10 protein-coding genes, 2 pseudogenes and 1 riboswitch are annotated in these 15,005 nt (G+C 41.5%); of the genes and pseudogenes, 7 read left to right on the top strand and 5 right to left on the bottom strand.

Features of this window, described 5'->3' with window-relative positions; genetic code table 11:
• Positions 1-7: 7 nt before the first annotated feature.
• Positions 8-2,923, bottom strand: a complete 2,916-nt coding sequence (locus IM473_RS11700; protein ID WP_287659979.1) for a plasmid replication protein, CyRepA1 family — start codon at positions 2,921-2,923, stop codon at positions 8-10.
• Positions 2,924-3,408: 485 nt separating this feature from the next.
• Here IM473_RS11700 and IM473_RS11695 point away from each other — a divergent pair, with 485 nt between their 5' ends.
• From IM473_RS11695 to IM473_RS11670, 6 genes and pseudogenes are all read left to right on the top strand, one after another.
• Entirely contained in the window at positions 3,409-5,721 is a 2,313-nt protein-coding gene (locus IM473_RS11695) for a ribonucleoside-diphosphate reductase subunit alpha (RefSeq protein ID WP_287659978.1), read from the top strand.
• A gap of 92 nt (positions 5,722-5,813) precedes the next feature.
• On the top strand, positions 5,814-6,266 hold the full coding sequence (locus IM473_RS11690; protein ID WP_287660006.1) for a DUF29 domain-containing protein: 453 nt from the start codon (positions 5,814-5,816) through the stop codon (positions 6,264-6,266).
• Between the two features lie 38 nt (positions 6,267-6,304).
• Entirely contained in the window at positions 6,305-6,757 is a 453-nt protein-coding gene (locus IM473_RS11685; protein WP_287659977.1) for a DUF29 domain-containing protein, read from the top strand.
• Between the two features lie 53 nt (positions 6,758-6,810).
• A pseudogene (locus IM473_RS11680) lies at positions 6,811-6,999 on the top strand (ribonucleotide-diphosphate reductase subunit beta); the annotation flags it as partial.
• Positions 7,000-7,044: 45 nt separating this feature from the next.
• On the top strand, positions 7,045-7,617 hold the full coding sequence (locus IM473_RS11675) for a hypothetical protein (protein WP_287690455.1): 573 nt from the start codon (positions 7,045-7,047) through the stop codon (positions 7,615-7,617).
• A gap of 179 nt (positions 7,618-7,796) precedes the next feature.
• Positions 7,797-8,675: pseudogene (locus IM473_RS11670) on the top strand (ribonucleotide-diphosphate reductase subunit beta); the annotation flags it as partial.
• Between the two features lie 411 nt (positions 8,676-9,086).
• Here the strand turns inward: IM473_RS11670 and IM473_RS11665 are convergent.
• Positions 9,087-10,007 (bottom strand): NAD(+) kinase, encoded by a 921-nt coding sequence (locus IM473_RS11665; RefSeq protein ID WP_287659975.1) that lies wholly within the window; start codon positions 10,005-10,007, stop codon positions 9,087-9,089.
• A 496-nt stretch (positions 10,008-10,503) separates the two neighbouring features.
• On the opposite strand from IM473_RS11665, the gene IM473_RS11660 reads away from it, so the two are divergent.
• Complete coding sequence (locus IM473_RS11660; protein WP_287659974.1) at positions 10,504-11,043, top strand: phycobiliprotein lyase; 540 nt, start codon at positions 10,504-10,506, stop codon at positions 11,041-11,043.
• Positions 11,044-11,129: 86 nt separating this feature from the next.
• Here the strand turns inward: IM473_RS11660 and thiC are convergent, their stop codons facing one another.
• From thiC to IM473_RS11645, 3 genes are all read right to left on the bottom strand, one after another.
• Positions 11,130-12,512, bottom strand: a complete 1,383-nt coding sequence (gene thiC, locus IM473_RS11655; protein ID WP_002736411.1) for a phosphomethylpyrimidine synthase — start codon at positions 12,510-12,512, stop codon at positions 11,130-11,132.
• 8 nt (positions 12,513-12,520) lie between these two features.
• Positions 12,521-12,617: riboswitch (TPP riboswitch) on the bottom strand.
• A 426-nt stretch (positions 12,618-13,043) separates the two neighbouring features.
• A complete protein-coding gene (gene glnA / locus IM473_RS11650) occupies positions 13,044-14,465 on the bottom strand; it encodes a type I glutamate--ammonia ligase (protein ID WP_287659973.1) in 1,422 nt (473 codons plus the stop codon).
• Between the two features lie 354 nt (positions 14,466-14,819).
• Positions 14,820-15,005: hypothetical protein (locus IM473_RS11645; RefSeq protein ID WP_287659972.1), on the bottom strand; the 186-nt coding region annotated here is incomplete at its 5' end.

Below are 15,005 nucleotides of genomic sequence, written 5' to 3'. Positions count from 1 at the left end.
AAGAACCTTATTCATACCAAAACTCGGAACTTCCCGCACATTTTTCGTCTCTAAATAACCATTGTTGAAACACTTGTTCTCTACCATCCTGAGGTGCAACAATCTGATAAACTTTTAGGGATTTTTTAGCAATTCTCTGGCTGCCCTTGCCAGTTAATTTATAACCTAACAAGTTCAAACAATTACGAATAATCGTCAGAGGACGGGAAGTATTAGAGAGGTTAATCTTGGTGATAGTTTTAATCTCGTTACGGTTTTTAATGGCGATTTCGGCCATTTTTTGTAAATCGGCATCATGATTATTTAATTCTCTTTCAGGGTTAGCTAATAATACGGGAATTCCCAACAATTCTAACGTCCCGATAATCACTCCTAATTGACTACTATTAAAATCGGGAATAAATAAACTTCCGTGACCTGATTCTATCAGTTTACGCGCAATTAAAGCATCTCGATCACACAAAAATTGTCGCCCGATTGTCAAAAAGTAATGTAGGCGTAGTTCTTGATACCATCCTTGATCATCTTTAATCACTAATTGCGGTGTGACGGGTATTCCATAGCGTTTGTATAGGTCATATTTTCTAAGAATTCTCCTTTCTTTCACGGACTTAATTAACTGTTTTTTTAGCAGACGACACTCTGATTCCGTTATCTCGGCTGCGCTGGCAATCGCCGCGCATTCAGAACGATAATTATGTTCCATAATTTCCTCAATTGCTTCCGTTAACTGATTATTTATTTCTAGTTCTTCTTCCTGATTTCGTTCTTTAATTCTATGACCTTCTGCTTGTAAAATACCTAGAATTGACTGACGATAATTAAGCATATAAGCATTGACTCGCACGGCCATTTTTGCCCAGCAGAGGAGAGATTCCGCTTGAAAACTTGTATCTAAATCCTCCAGAGATTCTAAATCTGATTGGTGTAGTAAGCGAATATTAACCTCGGTTAATCGGTGTCCAGAGGTGAGAATTTTGGGGATAGAAGTGGACCCATTGCCCACCTGATTAAATCCATGCACTGCTGACCAAATATAACGAGGAATATTCTCTCTAATTCTCCCTAAAAATTGAGCGATAGAAGTGGGAGTTTGAATTCCCTGTGCTAAACACCAAACTGAAGAAAAGTGCTGCTGAATATCAATACTAATTCCCGTTTCGATCGCAGGACTAGCTAAAACTATATCATAGTTAAGCAACAACTGATTTAAATTGCCAATCGCTTGATAAGCAGCGTGACTATAATCTTGCAATGACTCTGAATCTATTCGCAGAACTTTCTTGTGGGGAAATTGCTTTTTTAGATAAGATTCTAGGGTAATTGTTCCCCATTTACTGGTTAACTTTTGTGCTGATAGACAAACAAAAGGTTTTCCTCCCTCTTTAATATGTTTAACTAAATCCTTAACTAACTGTTGGGGAGTATTATCAGAGTAGCTATAAACTCGCCAAGCTTCCTGATAACTGGGTTTCCACTCGTTACTAATCAAGAAAGTTTCTAGTTTAATTGCAGCTAAAGAAGTTAAATAATCTAGGGAAATATCACTTAAATCAGCATCAGCAACTAGGACTTTTCCCCCACTGCTGACCACAGTTTGCAGCAGGGACTTTAAAGACTTTAAAATTGCTACACGATTAGCTTTACAAGTATCCCCATTTAACCCATGCCATAGGACTTGTTCGATCTCATCAATAATAATAATAGCTCCTTGCCAATCTTCCGCTTGAAATCTTGCTTGCGATTGGGGATGGAGAGAGTCAATACATAAACCATAACCGTAAATTTGTGCCGCAGGATTATCCCTAATTTTGCTGATATAGTTTAAACCAAAGCGTTGACATAACTCCTCTACCAGTTTCACCCGATGACCAATAACTAAAACTTTTTGTTGATTGGCAATAGCTTGTTTAACTATCTTGGCTAAAAACTCAGTTTTTCCCGTACCTTTAGCCGATTTAATCGCTATTAACTGCGCTGATGTAGGAACAGAAATATCTGGCAAGTAACGGCTATTTAACTCTAGATTAGTTGGGAGAGTTAAACTATTTAAACTCGCTGCCTTCCAAATCTCCCAAGAGGTAGCTTTTTGATAGACTTGTTTAAAGTAATCTTCTCCTCGATTGATTAGTAAATCATCCACCCCTTTACCGTCAGCAGCATCCCAAGTAACTACCTTTACCTCACAGTTAGCCTGACTGAATAGATAACCCATTTTCTGTAAAGCTAAATTAACCGCTTGCTGGGTTTTCGGTTTAGTTTCTTGATCGAAAACTAGATAAATCTTTCGTCCCGAATTAGCTAATTTTTCTAGCTGCGGAATTAGATAAGATTTGCCGATTCTCCTACCTAATTCGTCCTTGGGAGTACGATAACCATTGTGAATCCCGGGTAAGGCAATTGTCACATAACCTGCTGTTAGTAATGCCCCCGCTTTTTTCGCCCCTTCCGTAAGACAAATAGGTATCTCTGGATGTTTCATCACCCAGGACCAAAAACCGAGATCCTCTTGCTTATTATCCACTTCTTCAGTTAAAATATTAATACTGATACGCTGGGCTGTCTTTTGCCAAATTTTCAGGGGAACCCGCAAAGCAAAGACTCCCGTAGGGGTTTGGGGAGGATGTTCGTACTTAATCGGTTTAGCCTTATCAAAGCTTAAACGGGGAAAATCGGGCTTAAAACAGCCCCAAAGGTCATAATTACCCGTTAATAAGTCAATTCCTGAACACCACCAACCGCCTTGACTGATATGTTCATAACGCTTGAGAATATCATCCCTAACTCTGCCATCATTGCGTCGCGGTAATTCTTGGGAGTAGAGTAGGTATTCACTGGGAGATAACCCCGCTAAACCGGTGACATTGAGATCGATTAACTCCGCATCCACCCCGCTATCACGCCATTCTTCTAAATATTTCATCCTTGTCCTCTACTCGCTAGACGCTATATATAGCGTTTTTGTCCTATTATTCTAGCGGTAAGCCACTAAATAGAGAAAAGAGAAAATTTACTCTCTCAGAGGTTCTCAGAGGAAATTTGACTTTTAATCCACTCTTGTCTTAAATTATCGAAAAGTTAAGAACAAATAAAGTCTGACCACAACCTTCTCAGTAGTCAAGCACAATGGGATCGGAAATATTTTGTCAATCCGTTTTTATTACCAAAGAATAAACTTTTTGTCAAGCATACAAAAGAACTATCTTTTCGGGAAAATTGAGAATTTTTGGCAGAAAATATTATCCAAAACACTGTTTTGGGGAAGAAAACAATCTTGGCTCTACTACATATAGAGTTATAAAATTATTTAACACGCTAGATGTTGTGTTTTCCTAGAAAATCTGATAGAATACTCTAGTACAAATAGATTAATTTGTCAAGTTTTTTTAACGCCGCAATTTCCCAATTATGCAATCGAAGCCCTTGACTACTGCCGTTTCCATTCACAAAAATAACGAAGTAATACCCTTTCGTTCTACCCCTTTAGCTAATATGGGCAGCCATGCAATTAGAGTGATTCGGCGCGATGGTTCCACCACAAGCTTAAATATCGGCAAAATTCGCGACGTGGTAGAGTGGGCTTGTGAGGGCAAAAAAGTCAATTCTATTGCCTTAGAAGCGGGTTTAACCACACGCCTGCGGGATGGGATTACCACTAGGGAAATACAGGATAATTTAATCAATTGCGCCCTAGAAATGTGTAGTCCCGAGGAACCGGATTGGCGCTATGTGGCGGGAAGATTGCATATTTGGAGTCTTTGGAAAGATACCTTAGTAGTGCGGGGTTATCAGTACGGAAATTACGAGAAAACCGTTAAAACTCAAGTTAAAAATCGCCTGTACGACGAAAGAATTCTCATCTATTCTGAGGCAGAATTAAAAGAAGCTGGTTCTTGGATTAATCCCGATTGGGATATCGATTATGATTACGCCGGGGCATTGTTAATCACTAGCCGTTATTTACTCAAAAATGAGTTACCCCAAGAGGCATTATTAACCTGTTCCTTACTGCTTGCCATTGTGGAAGAACCGGCTAATAGACTCCACTGGGCGAAGAAATTTTATCAAGCGATTGCTCAAAGAAAAATCTCTCTTGCTACCCCAATTTTAGCCAATTTACGCACTCCCAAAGGTTCCCTAACCAGTTGTTTTATCCTCTCCATTGACGACAGTTTAGAAAGCATTTTCGGCGAGATTACTAATGCTGCCCGCATCTCCAAAAATGGTGGCGGTGTCGGAGTGAATGTGAGTAGAATTCGCGCCACTGGTAGCTGGGTAATGGGGAAAGCTAATGCTTCCGGTGGGATTATTCCTTGGATTAAGTTACTTAACGATACAGCTATTGCAGTAAATCAGGGGGGAAGACGCGCTGGGGCAGTAACTATCGGTGTTGACATCTGGCATTTAGATGTGCCAGAATTTCTGGAAATGCAGACAGAAAACGGCGATCAAAGACGCAAAGCTTATGATGTTTTTCCCCAATTAGTTATCACCGATGAATTCATGCGTCGGGTGATAACTAAAGCCGAGTGGACATTAGTAGATCCCTACGAAGTTAGCACTAAATTAGGTATAGAATTAGCGGAACTATGGGGGGAAGAATTTGAAGAGGCCTATCGTTTAGTAGAAGCTAATTTAGATCAAGAGATTCTCCTCTATAAAAAAATCAATGCCCGGGACTTATTTAAAACTATCATGCGTTCCCAAGTAGAAACAGGAATGCCCTACATTGCCTTCAAAGATACCATCAATCGCGCTAATCCTAATAAACACGATGGCTATATCCCCGGTGTAAATTTATGCACGGAGAGTTTCTCGAATGTCACCCCCGATAAAACTGCCCATTGTTGTAATTTAGTTAGCCTTAATTTAGCCAATATCGACAGGGAAGAAATCGAGTCTAATTGTCAAATCGCTGTCAGGATTCTCGACAATACTATCGATATTACTAACCCTCCCTTTGATAATGCTAAAAACCACAACGATAGATACCGCACTATTGGGGTAGGGGCGATGGGATTAGCTGACTGGTTAGCTAATCGGAAATTATCCTACAATAACCTGTCAGAAATTAGTAATTTATTTGAAGAAATTGGCTATTGGTGTACCTATTCCTCGATGGAATTAGCCAAAGAACGCGGCGCTTATCAAGCTTTCTTGGGTAGCGAGTGGAGTCAAGGTAAATTAATCGGTGCAAAACCAGTGGAATGGTTTTTAACTAATGCGGTGCAACCGCAAAGATGGCAACAATTAGCCGCAGATATTCAACGATTTGGTATCCGTAATTCCCATATTACCGCCATTGCTCCTAATACTTCCTCCAGTTTGGTACAGGGATGTACCGCTAGTGTTTTGCCGGTTTATAGTCGCTTTTTCTACGATAAATGGGCAAAGGGAACTGTTCCCATCGCGCCACCTTTTATTGAAGAAGCTTTCTGGTTTTATCCGGAGAATAAAAATCTCGAACAACAGCAAGTGGTGAAAGCGATCGCTACTATGCAAGAATGGATCGATACGGGGATTTCTATGGAGTTATTATTCAACCTCAATGAAGGGGTTTATTTCCCCGAAGAACCCAACCGTTGTCTCACTGCCAAAGATATCTTTGATACCCTAGTTATGGCCTGGGAATTGGGGTGTAAAGCGATTTATTATATCCGTACCGTACAAAAGGACAATTTTCGAGAGTCTGACGATAGTTGTTCTAGTTGCGCTAATTAAGGTTAACTTCGGTGGGCAATGCCCACCTTAATTTTTTTACATCAAAGATTAGGACTGATAAAATGAGTTTTATTGATCACCTAATCACAGCTATGGATAAGACTTTATACGAACAGGATTACTATCTCTGGATAGAGAAAACCATATCTTTACTAGAAAATCATCAATTTTCCGATTTAGATTTAGATAATCTCATCGAGGAAATTAGTAGTATGGGGAAAAGTGAGAAACGAAGTTTAGAAAGTTATTTAACTCGGTTATTAGAACATTTGCTGAAACTAGCTTACTGGGAATCGGAATTAGAATATAATCAAAGAGGATGGAAAAATGAAATTCGTAACTTTCGCCTACGAATTCAACAAATTATTGAAGATAGTCCCAGTTTAAAGCCCTATCTATCGGAAATTTTCTCTCCCTGTTATCAAAATGCCCGTAAATTGTTTTTAGATGTATCTGGAATGGCTGAAAATTTGGTCAGTTTAGCTCCAATTTGCACTATAGAACAGGCTTTAAATGAGGATTGGTTCCCTGAAATCTCAAAATAATATTGATAGAGGATAAAAGCAAGTGAAGGTGGGTAATTATGGAAAAGAAATTATACGAAAAGGACTACTATCTCTGGCTAGAGAAAACCATATATTTACTAGAAAATCATCAATTTTCTGATTTAGATTTAGAGAATTTAATTGACGAAATAAAATCTATGTCTATCAGTCAACAGAAAGCATTAAAAAGCAATCTAACTGTGATTTTATGGCATTTACTAAAATACTTACAAGAGCCAGAAAAACAAACCAGAAGCTGGGCATTAACCCTTTTTGAGCATCGCGAGAGAATCGAAGAAGATTTAGAAAATAGCCCTAGTCTTAAGAGTTTTTTAACAGAAGACAATTTAAAAAAATGCTATAATAAAGCCAGACAAAAAGCCGCTATTGAAACAGGGATAAACCTAGAGAAATTCCCGAAGGATTGCCCATTTACTTTGGCAGAAGCCCTAGATTTTGAATTTATTCCTAATCAAAATCAAAACATTTGACTTTTTACCGAAAATCTATTATAACCTAAAAGTGCCATAATATCCAAGTAATCATGTCCTTACATTTAGTTAATTCTTGCCATTCGATGCCCATTTCCCCGATCTTCAATCCGGCGGGAGATGATGCGATCGAAAACCGTTCGATCTGGTTTGGTAACACCACCAACCTGATGCAGTTAAACGATGTCCGCTACACCTGGGCGGTGGGTTTATATCAACAAATGCGGGAAAATTTCTGGATTAAATAAGGTAGTCCAGACTAAATCCCCTGAAAACGGTGAAACTCTGTGATCTATCTTGCAAGAAAATTTGTTATAGTGCGTAATATGTATCGCACAACAAAACAAATGGAAAGCAAGACTTGCGCTAAGTGTCATACCACAAAACCGATTTCTGAATTTCACAAAGATAAAAGGCTAAAAAGCGGGACAGTAGCAAGGTGTAAAAGCTGTACTTGTGAATACAAGCGAGAGTATTACACATCAAGCGAAGGAAACGCAAAAATAAAAGCCTACATTGAGCGAAATAAAGAAAAAAGATCCACTTACAGTAAACAGTATTCTCAGAAGTACAGAGATGCTCAGTTTAAAAACCAAAAAAAACTTGAGTTTTGCCTCTATAAAGGAGGGTACTGTTCCGAATGTGGATTTGCTGCAACGGAAGACACTATTGCGGCCTTTGATTTTCATCACATCGAACCCTCTGAGAAGGAATATACCCCATCAGATATGTTGATGTTGAAGAAAGAAAAGGTGTTCAAGGAATTAGATAAGTGTATTCTCTTGTGTTCCAACTGTCACAGGATTTTGCACCACAGACAATACCGTGCCAAGCTGCTAGAAAAAAAGCAGAAGGTGTAGAGACTAATGAACAGCAGATCATATCTGACTAAGTAAAGTAGGCAGTAAGCGATTGACTGTCGAAGCGGGGGACTCCTTTGCATAAGCAAAGGATGATGATATAGTCCGATCCATTTGGTGACAGATGGCAGCTTGAATAAAGCGGGTTAGGGGTAGCGAACCTAATTGAACATAAATGACCACAACGCTTAGATATCACTCAAGACGTGACTGAATACGGGCATCTTACCGACGAAGAAAGATATGCTTATGATGGTATTTTGTCCTATCTAACCTTTCTTGATTCCGTGCAAACCTGTAATATTCCCCACCTAAAAGGTAGCGTCACTGCGCCAGAAATTAGTCTTTGTATGGCGGAACAAATTTCTCAAGAGGCCATGCACAATCAAAGTTATCAATACTTAATTGAAACGATTATTCCCTCGGATCGCAGAGGCGAAGTTTATGACTTTTGGCGCACCGATAAAGTTCTCAAGGATCGCTGTGAATTTATTGCTAGTCTCTACCAGCAATACATCGATAAACAAACTACTGAAAGCTATTTTATCGCCCTTGTCGCCGATTATTTGCTAGAGAGTTTGTATTTTTACAACGGCTTTATCTTTTTCTATAATCTCGCTTCTCGACAGCTAATGTCCGGTAGCGCTGACGTTTTCAAAATGATCAACCGGGACGAATTAAGTCACGTCCGTTTGTATCAAAAACTTATTCCCGAAGCCATGGCAATTTTTCCCCATTCTGTTGAACAGATTTATGAGATGTTCGATAGTGCCGTTAAACACGAATGTCGCTGGACAAATCACATCGTTGGCAACGACATTTTAGGTATTACCGAATACAGTACCGAACAGTACACTAAATACCTCGCTAATATTCGGCTAAAAGCGATCGGACTTGAGCCTTTATACAGGGAAGAAAAGTATAACAAAAGTCCCTATAACCATCTGGAACGCTTTTCCGATACCAAAAAAGAAGGCCACACCAAAGCTAACTTTTTTGAAGCAACTGTTACCAGTTATGTTATGTCTTCTGGCTTAACTGGATGGGATGAAATTTAAAATTTAAGGGATAATAATGACCCAATTTCTTACCATAAAGTGGCAACTTTGTCAAATATTTTGACAACTTTTGACCCGCTATTCGCTGCGGGCAAAAGGTGCTTTTTGCTGCTTGTCCCCCGCTCAACCTTTAACGATACCTACTGGCATCTCGGTAGTTAGTAATTATAAGTAGCTGGACACAATTAATTACATATATCTAACTACCTCTTGCATGAGTGCCTCTTACCTTTTGGCCATCCTAACCAAGAAGTTATAGCGGTAAGCGCTTGAGTGAGATACAGACCAAGCCTTGCCTAGCATGGTTTATAGCTCGTGACACTGTACTTCATACGACTGCACACCGCTATAATTTTGTCCTATTACTTAATCATCCCTCAGACAGTATCCCCAGAAGCTCTTTAGCCGATCCTAATTATGACGATTGCCATCATAATGAATTCTCGCCCCGGCCCATTGCAATTTTTCCTGTAGAGTCTGATAAAAAGAATAGCTTTCCCGCAGGATAATAAATTGGGCGAATTTTTCAGCTTTGGTAACTCCCACCCATTGCCCGGGCCAAATGGAAGTGGCTAAAGCACCATCCATCCAGAGTTTAGTGTTTAATTCGTAGTCTCCCAGAGGCCAAATACTGACCAGAGATGCCGGGGGAATGACAATCGGCCGACTGGAGAGACTCAAGGGACAAATCGGGGTGACAGCGATCGCTTCCATGCCGGGGTGTATAATCGGGCCATTAGCGGAAGCGGTGTAACAGGTGGATCCCGTGGGAGTAGCCACTAATAGTCCGTCTCCTTGGTACTGATCTACTACTTCCCCGTCCACTTCGATTTCCAGGATCGAGGTGGGCATCCTATCGATACTAGCGGGTTTCACACACATCTCATTCAGGGCATAAAATGCCTCGCTCACTGCCTGGGGGTTTCTTTTATCCCCTTCATAGATTCTGGCCTTTAACATCATCCGTTGTTGTACCGCATAGCGATCGGATTGTAAACGCTCCCAGACCGTCTCCGTATCCTGGAAAATCTCAAAAGGTTCCGTTAAAAATCCCAGATGGCCGCCGACATTCACCGCTAAAATTGGAATGTCTTCGTGAGCTAAATAGCGAGCGGCGGCTAAAATGGTTCCATCTCCGCCCAAAACGATGGCGAGGTCAATTTTTTCCGATGCTGAGGCTAAAAATACTGGATAGGGATTATCTTTAAAGCCACTGGGTCCCATTAAAACTTTACACTGACGGGCTTCTAACTGTTTAGCGCATTTTTCCGCCCATGCTTTACTTTGGGGATGGTTGGCCTTGTGAGCGATGATTACTTGTTTTAACTGCACGGAGTTGAGACCTTTTTCGGAGGTTCTATACTTTTAACAATAGCAAGACCGGGCAGATCGGGTGAAAAGTAACAGGTAAAAAAGGGGTTGGGGGAATCACCTCGGCCTGACTGTAGCCAATTTGACAGAATTAATCGATAGATAAGAGTAAATGGAAGTAATACCATTTCTCTAAATGAAAACTACACATCGAATTTAAATCCCCCTTTAAGTTCCCCTTTTTAAGGGGGATTTAGGGGGATTAAACTTCTGTAGTCAGACTTTGGAGAATTGGTATAACTAGGATAAGTTCGCAGTTTTTAGCAATCTTATCCCGTTTTTTCCCTGTAAATGCTGTATCTGTGCGGCTTTTTCCCAATTATCTCCCTCAACACACCTACCACTTAATTTCCCCGCAAGGTTATAATTGTATTAAGATGTGTAACAGTTCTCTGGCAAACTCTTGACAAAGGATAACAAATCTGCTCTACCAAAAAACAGGAAAGGTTTTATTTCTATGACATTAATTCAAACCGCCCAATTATCGCTAGAAACCTCGGCTTTAGCCTTTTTTAAGCAGACAGAAGGACGCTGGCAATCCCAGAGACGTTATTACACCCTCACTCAAGAAACGGAACCCCAAGAAGTTATCAGCGCCATCGAGATTAAATATTTACCCCAAGGCAGCGAACCATTAATTCAACTGGCCCGTTTACATAATCTGGAAGATACAGTTCTATTAGGTGGTACGGAAGTGACTTGGCAAAGTAATTATCTCCGTCCCCAGAGTAAAAAACCCTCCAACGGTTCCACTATATTCGGTATTTTAGATAATATTCTCTATCGCGATCGGGGATTTGCGACGGATAAACCCGTTAGTGCCATTTATACCTTTCCTAACCCCTCTACTCTCTGTCTGAGAACAGAATACGCCGGTTCTGTCTTTGAAGAAGAAATTAAACTCATCGGTCAACAATATCGCACCCGACAAACTATTATCTCTCGCGCCGGTCAGGAATTGATGATCGGTCAATATCTAGAAAAACGGGTCAATTAGTCAAAAAATGGCGGTTATTCTCCGAATTTTGACTTATATGTTAGGAATAGGGCTGAAATCAAATCAGCCCTTCCCATAACTCCCCTTTAAACCGGGGTTAAATTGTCTTGATTCTGACTAGCGAGAAACTTCTCTAATTCCGTAATTGCATCGGCATCGACCTTAGTTTGCATGGGACAGAATTTCGGTCCACACATCGAACAAAACTCCGCCGTCTTATAGATATCTGCGGGTAAAGTCTCATCGTGGTATTCCTTAGCGCGATCGGGATCCAAGGATAACTGAAATTGACGATTCCAATCGAAATTATAACGAGCGATGGAGAGTTCGTCATCACGATCCCGCGCCCCCGGACGATGACGGGCGATATCTGCCGCATGAGCCGCTATTTTGTAGGCAATTAAGCCATTTCGCACATCTTCAGCGTTGGGTAAACCGAGATGCTCTTTCGGGGTGACATAACATAACATCGCCGTCCCGTACCAACCCGCCAGAGCCGCCCCGATCGCCGAAGTGATATGATCGTACCCTGGAGCAATATCGGTGACAAGGGGACCAAGAACATAGAAAGGTGCTTCGCTACACTCCTCCATTTGTTTTTTCACATTAAATTCAATTTGATCCATGGGAACATGGCCAGGTCCTTCCACCATTACCTGTACATCGTGTTCCCAAGCGCGACGCGTCAGTTGGCCGAGGGTTTTCAATTCCGCTAATTGGGCTGCATCGGAAGCATCGTGGGTACAACCGGGACGTAGGGAGTCACCGAGACTAAAAGAAACGTCATAACGCTTGAAAATCTCGATAATTTCGTCGAAATGGGTATAGAGAGGATTTTGCTTGTGGTGGTGTAGCATCCACTTAGCAATAATACCACCACCCCGGGAGACAATCCCGGTCAGACGGGTTTTGACTAAAGGCAGGTGTTCGATGAGGATTCCCGCATGAATCGTCATGTAATCTACCCCTTGCTGGGCGTGTTTTTCGATAATGTGGAGGAAATCTTCGGGGGTGAGTTTTTCAATATTGCCGTGAACGCTTTCCACCGCTTGATAGATGGGTACAGTACCGATGGGGACAGGAGAAGCATTGATAATCGCGGTGCGAATTTCGTCTAAATTACCGCCACCGGTGGAAAGATCCATCACCGTATCCGCGCCGTATTTGACCGCTAGGTGTAATTTTTCCAGTTCTTCGTTAATATTCGAGGAGTTAGGGGAAGCTCCGATATTAGCATTAACTTTACACTTAGAAGCAATACCGATCGCCATAGGTTCGAGGTTGAGGTGATTGATATTAGCGGGAATAATCAGTCTTCCTCGGGCGATTTCGCTGCGAATCAATTCGGGAGAGAGATTTTCCCGTTTTGCCACATACGTCATCTCTTCGGTAATTATCCCCTGACGGGCGTAGTGCATTTGCGATACATTTGCTTGTCCGCGCCGGGGGGCAACCCATTCTTGTCTCATAATTTTATTTCCTCTGTAAACAGCTTCCCTACGCTGGAATTACCCAGTCTCAGGTTCTAAGGGTCTTTCTCAGCCTGATTATCTCAGACACCCCTAGCTATGACGGCAATTGTATCACTGTTAACGACTGAGGAGATCAAGCTTAAGATTGTTGTTTGATTAGGCAGTATTCAGGAGTCAGTATTCAGGAGTCACTATTGAGTATTCAGCTTTTATAGTCATTTCAGATAAGTCTGATACACTCTAGACCGACAAAACCCTTATGAACTCTGGGATTGATATTCTCAATCTTAATTGAAATGACTATATTTATTATCCCATCTCCCCCGCTCCCCACTTCCCGCTCCCCCACTCCCCAATTCATAATTCATAATTCATAATTCCCCCACTCCCCAATTCATAATTCATAATTTATAATTCATAATTCATAATTTATAATTCCCCTACTCCCCAACCCCCAACTCCTTGCTGATTCGAAAAAAAAGGGCAGGCAAAAGCCCACCCTAGGATTAATGATTATTCAATCAAATCTTAGACATCGTAGTAGAGAGAGAACTCGTAGGGGTGGGGACGTAAGCGCATCGGGTTAACTTCGTTATCGAGTTTGTAGGTGATCCAGTTTTGGATAAAGTCTTCGGTAAAAACACCAGAATCGGTCAAGAAAGCGTGATCTTTTTCGAGACTTTCCAGAGCTGCTTCTAGAGAACCGGGGGTAGAGGGTATTTTTGACAATTCTTCGGGGCTGAGTTCGTAGATATCCACATCGAGAGGTTCCCCTGGTTCAATTTGATTTTTAATCCCATCAATACCGGCACAGAGCATGGCGGCAAAAGCGAGGTAGGGGTTAGAAGTGGCATCAGGACAACGGAATTCTAAACGTTTGGCTTTCGGGTTGCTTCCCGATAAAGGAATCCGAATCGAAGCGGAGCGATTACCTTGGGAGTAGGCCAGGTTTACAGGGGCCTCAAAACCGGGGACGAGACGCTTGTAAGAGTTGGTGGTGGGGTTAGTTAAAGCTAAGAGCGCGGGAGCGTGTCTAAGCAAACCACCGATGTAGTACAGTGCCATTTGGCTAAGTCCAGCGTATTTATCCCCAGCAAACAGGGGTTGACCATCTTTCCAGATAGACTGGTGAACGTGCATCCCGGAACCGTTATCACCAAAGATGGGTTTGGGCATAAAGGTGACGGTTTTACCGTATTTCTTGGCCACGTTCTTGATGCAGTATTTATAGGTCATCAAGTAGTCGGCGGCCCGTACTAGGGTAGAGAATTTAATCCCTAACTCGTTTTGACCACCAGTAGCGACTTCATGGTGATGTTTTTCGATGGGAACTCCGCAGTCAGCCATCGTTAAGAGCATTTCCGTGCGAATATCTTGAGAGGTATCGGTGGGACTAACGGGGAAATAACCCTGTTTGTAGGCGGGTTTATAGGCAAGATTTCCGTCTTTTTCGTCTTTACCGCTATTCCAACGACCTTCGACACTATCCATGTAGTAATAGCCGGAGTTGGCGGTTTGGTCGAAACGAGCGCTATCAAAGAGGAAAAATTCCGCTTCCGGTCCAAAAAATACGGTATCACCTAAACCGGTAGTGCTAAGATAATCGATCGCTTTCTGAGCAATAGAGCGAGGATCGCGGCTATACCATTCACCGGTTCTCGGTTCTTTGATGCTACAGATCATGCTGAGGGTAGGTTCCTTGTAGAAGGGATCGATCCAAGCAGTGGTAGGATCGGGAACCATGGCCATGTCGGATTCGTTAATTGCTTTCCAACCGCGAATACTGGAACCATCGAAGGCGACACCGTCGCTGAAAGAGCTTTCATCAATTTGGTCGTAGTAGAACGAGCAATGTTGCCAGATACCTGGCATATCAATAAATTTCAGGTCAATAATCTTAATATTGTTGTCCTGAATCATTTTCAAGACTTCTTGTGGCGTTTCGGGCATGGAAAACTCCTTTGATGTATGGATCAGTTCTTAAGCTTCTCGAAAAAACCATCCTAAACAGTCACTTTGACCGTTTTTGTATTTTTCGATACAAAATCTTTGATCCTAGCTTGAAAAAATCTGTAATTTCCTTGTTCAGGTCGGTAATGACTCCGAATGGCGATTTGCCCATCGGCTTCTACTACCTCTTGCCATAGCTCAAGGAGGTTCGTTTGTGCAAACATTTGCCGTCTAGAGATTTTCTGCTCACTTAAAAGTTTATGTATTTTACCCCAGATACTCGAAGACACCTCAAATAAAAGATTTTGTTAACAAAGTGTCATATTAAATCCTGTTTTGAAAAAGTGATAACAATCAGTGATAAGTTAGCCAATGATAGTTAGTCAAGTTTTTAATTTTATTAGTCATTGTTTCGAGATACTGACAACGAGTTATCAGAATTTCTGACCTTTCTTCAATCGTTTCAAAATACTCATTAACCAGAGGTTCATCTACTAGAGACCACAATCTCTCGGCTGGCTGTAGTTCTGGTGAATAAGC

The sequence above is a fragment of the Microcystis sp. M015S2 genome (genome assembly GCF_020245945.1).
Lineage (GTDB): Bacteria > Cyanobacteriota > Cyanobacteriia > Cyanobacteriales > Microcystaceae > Microcystis.
This window is presented reverse-complemented; position numbering and strand designations above follow the sequence as displayed.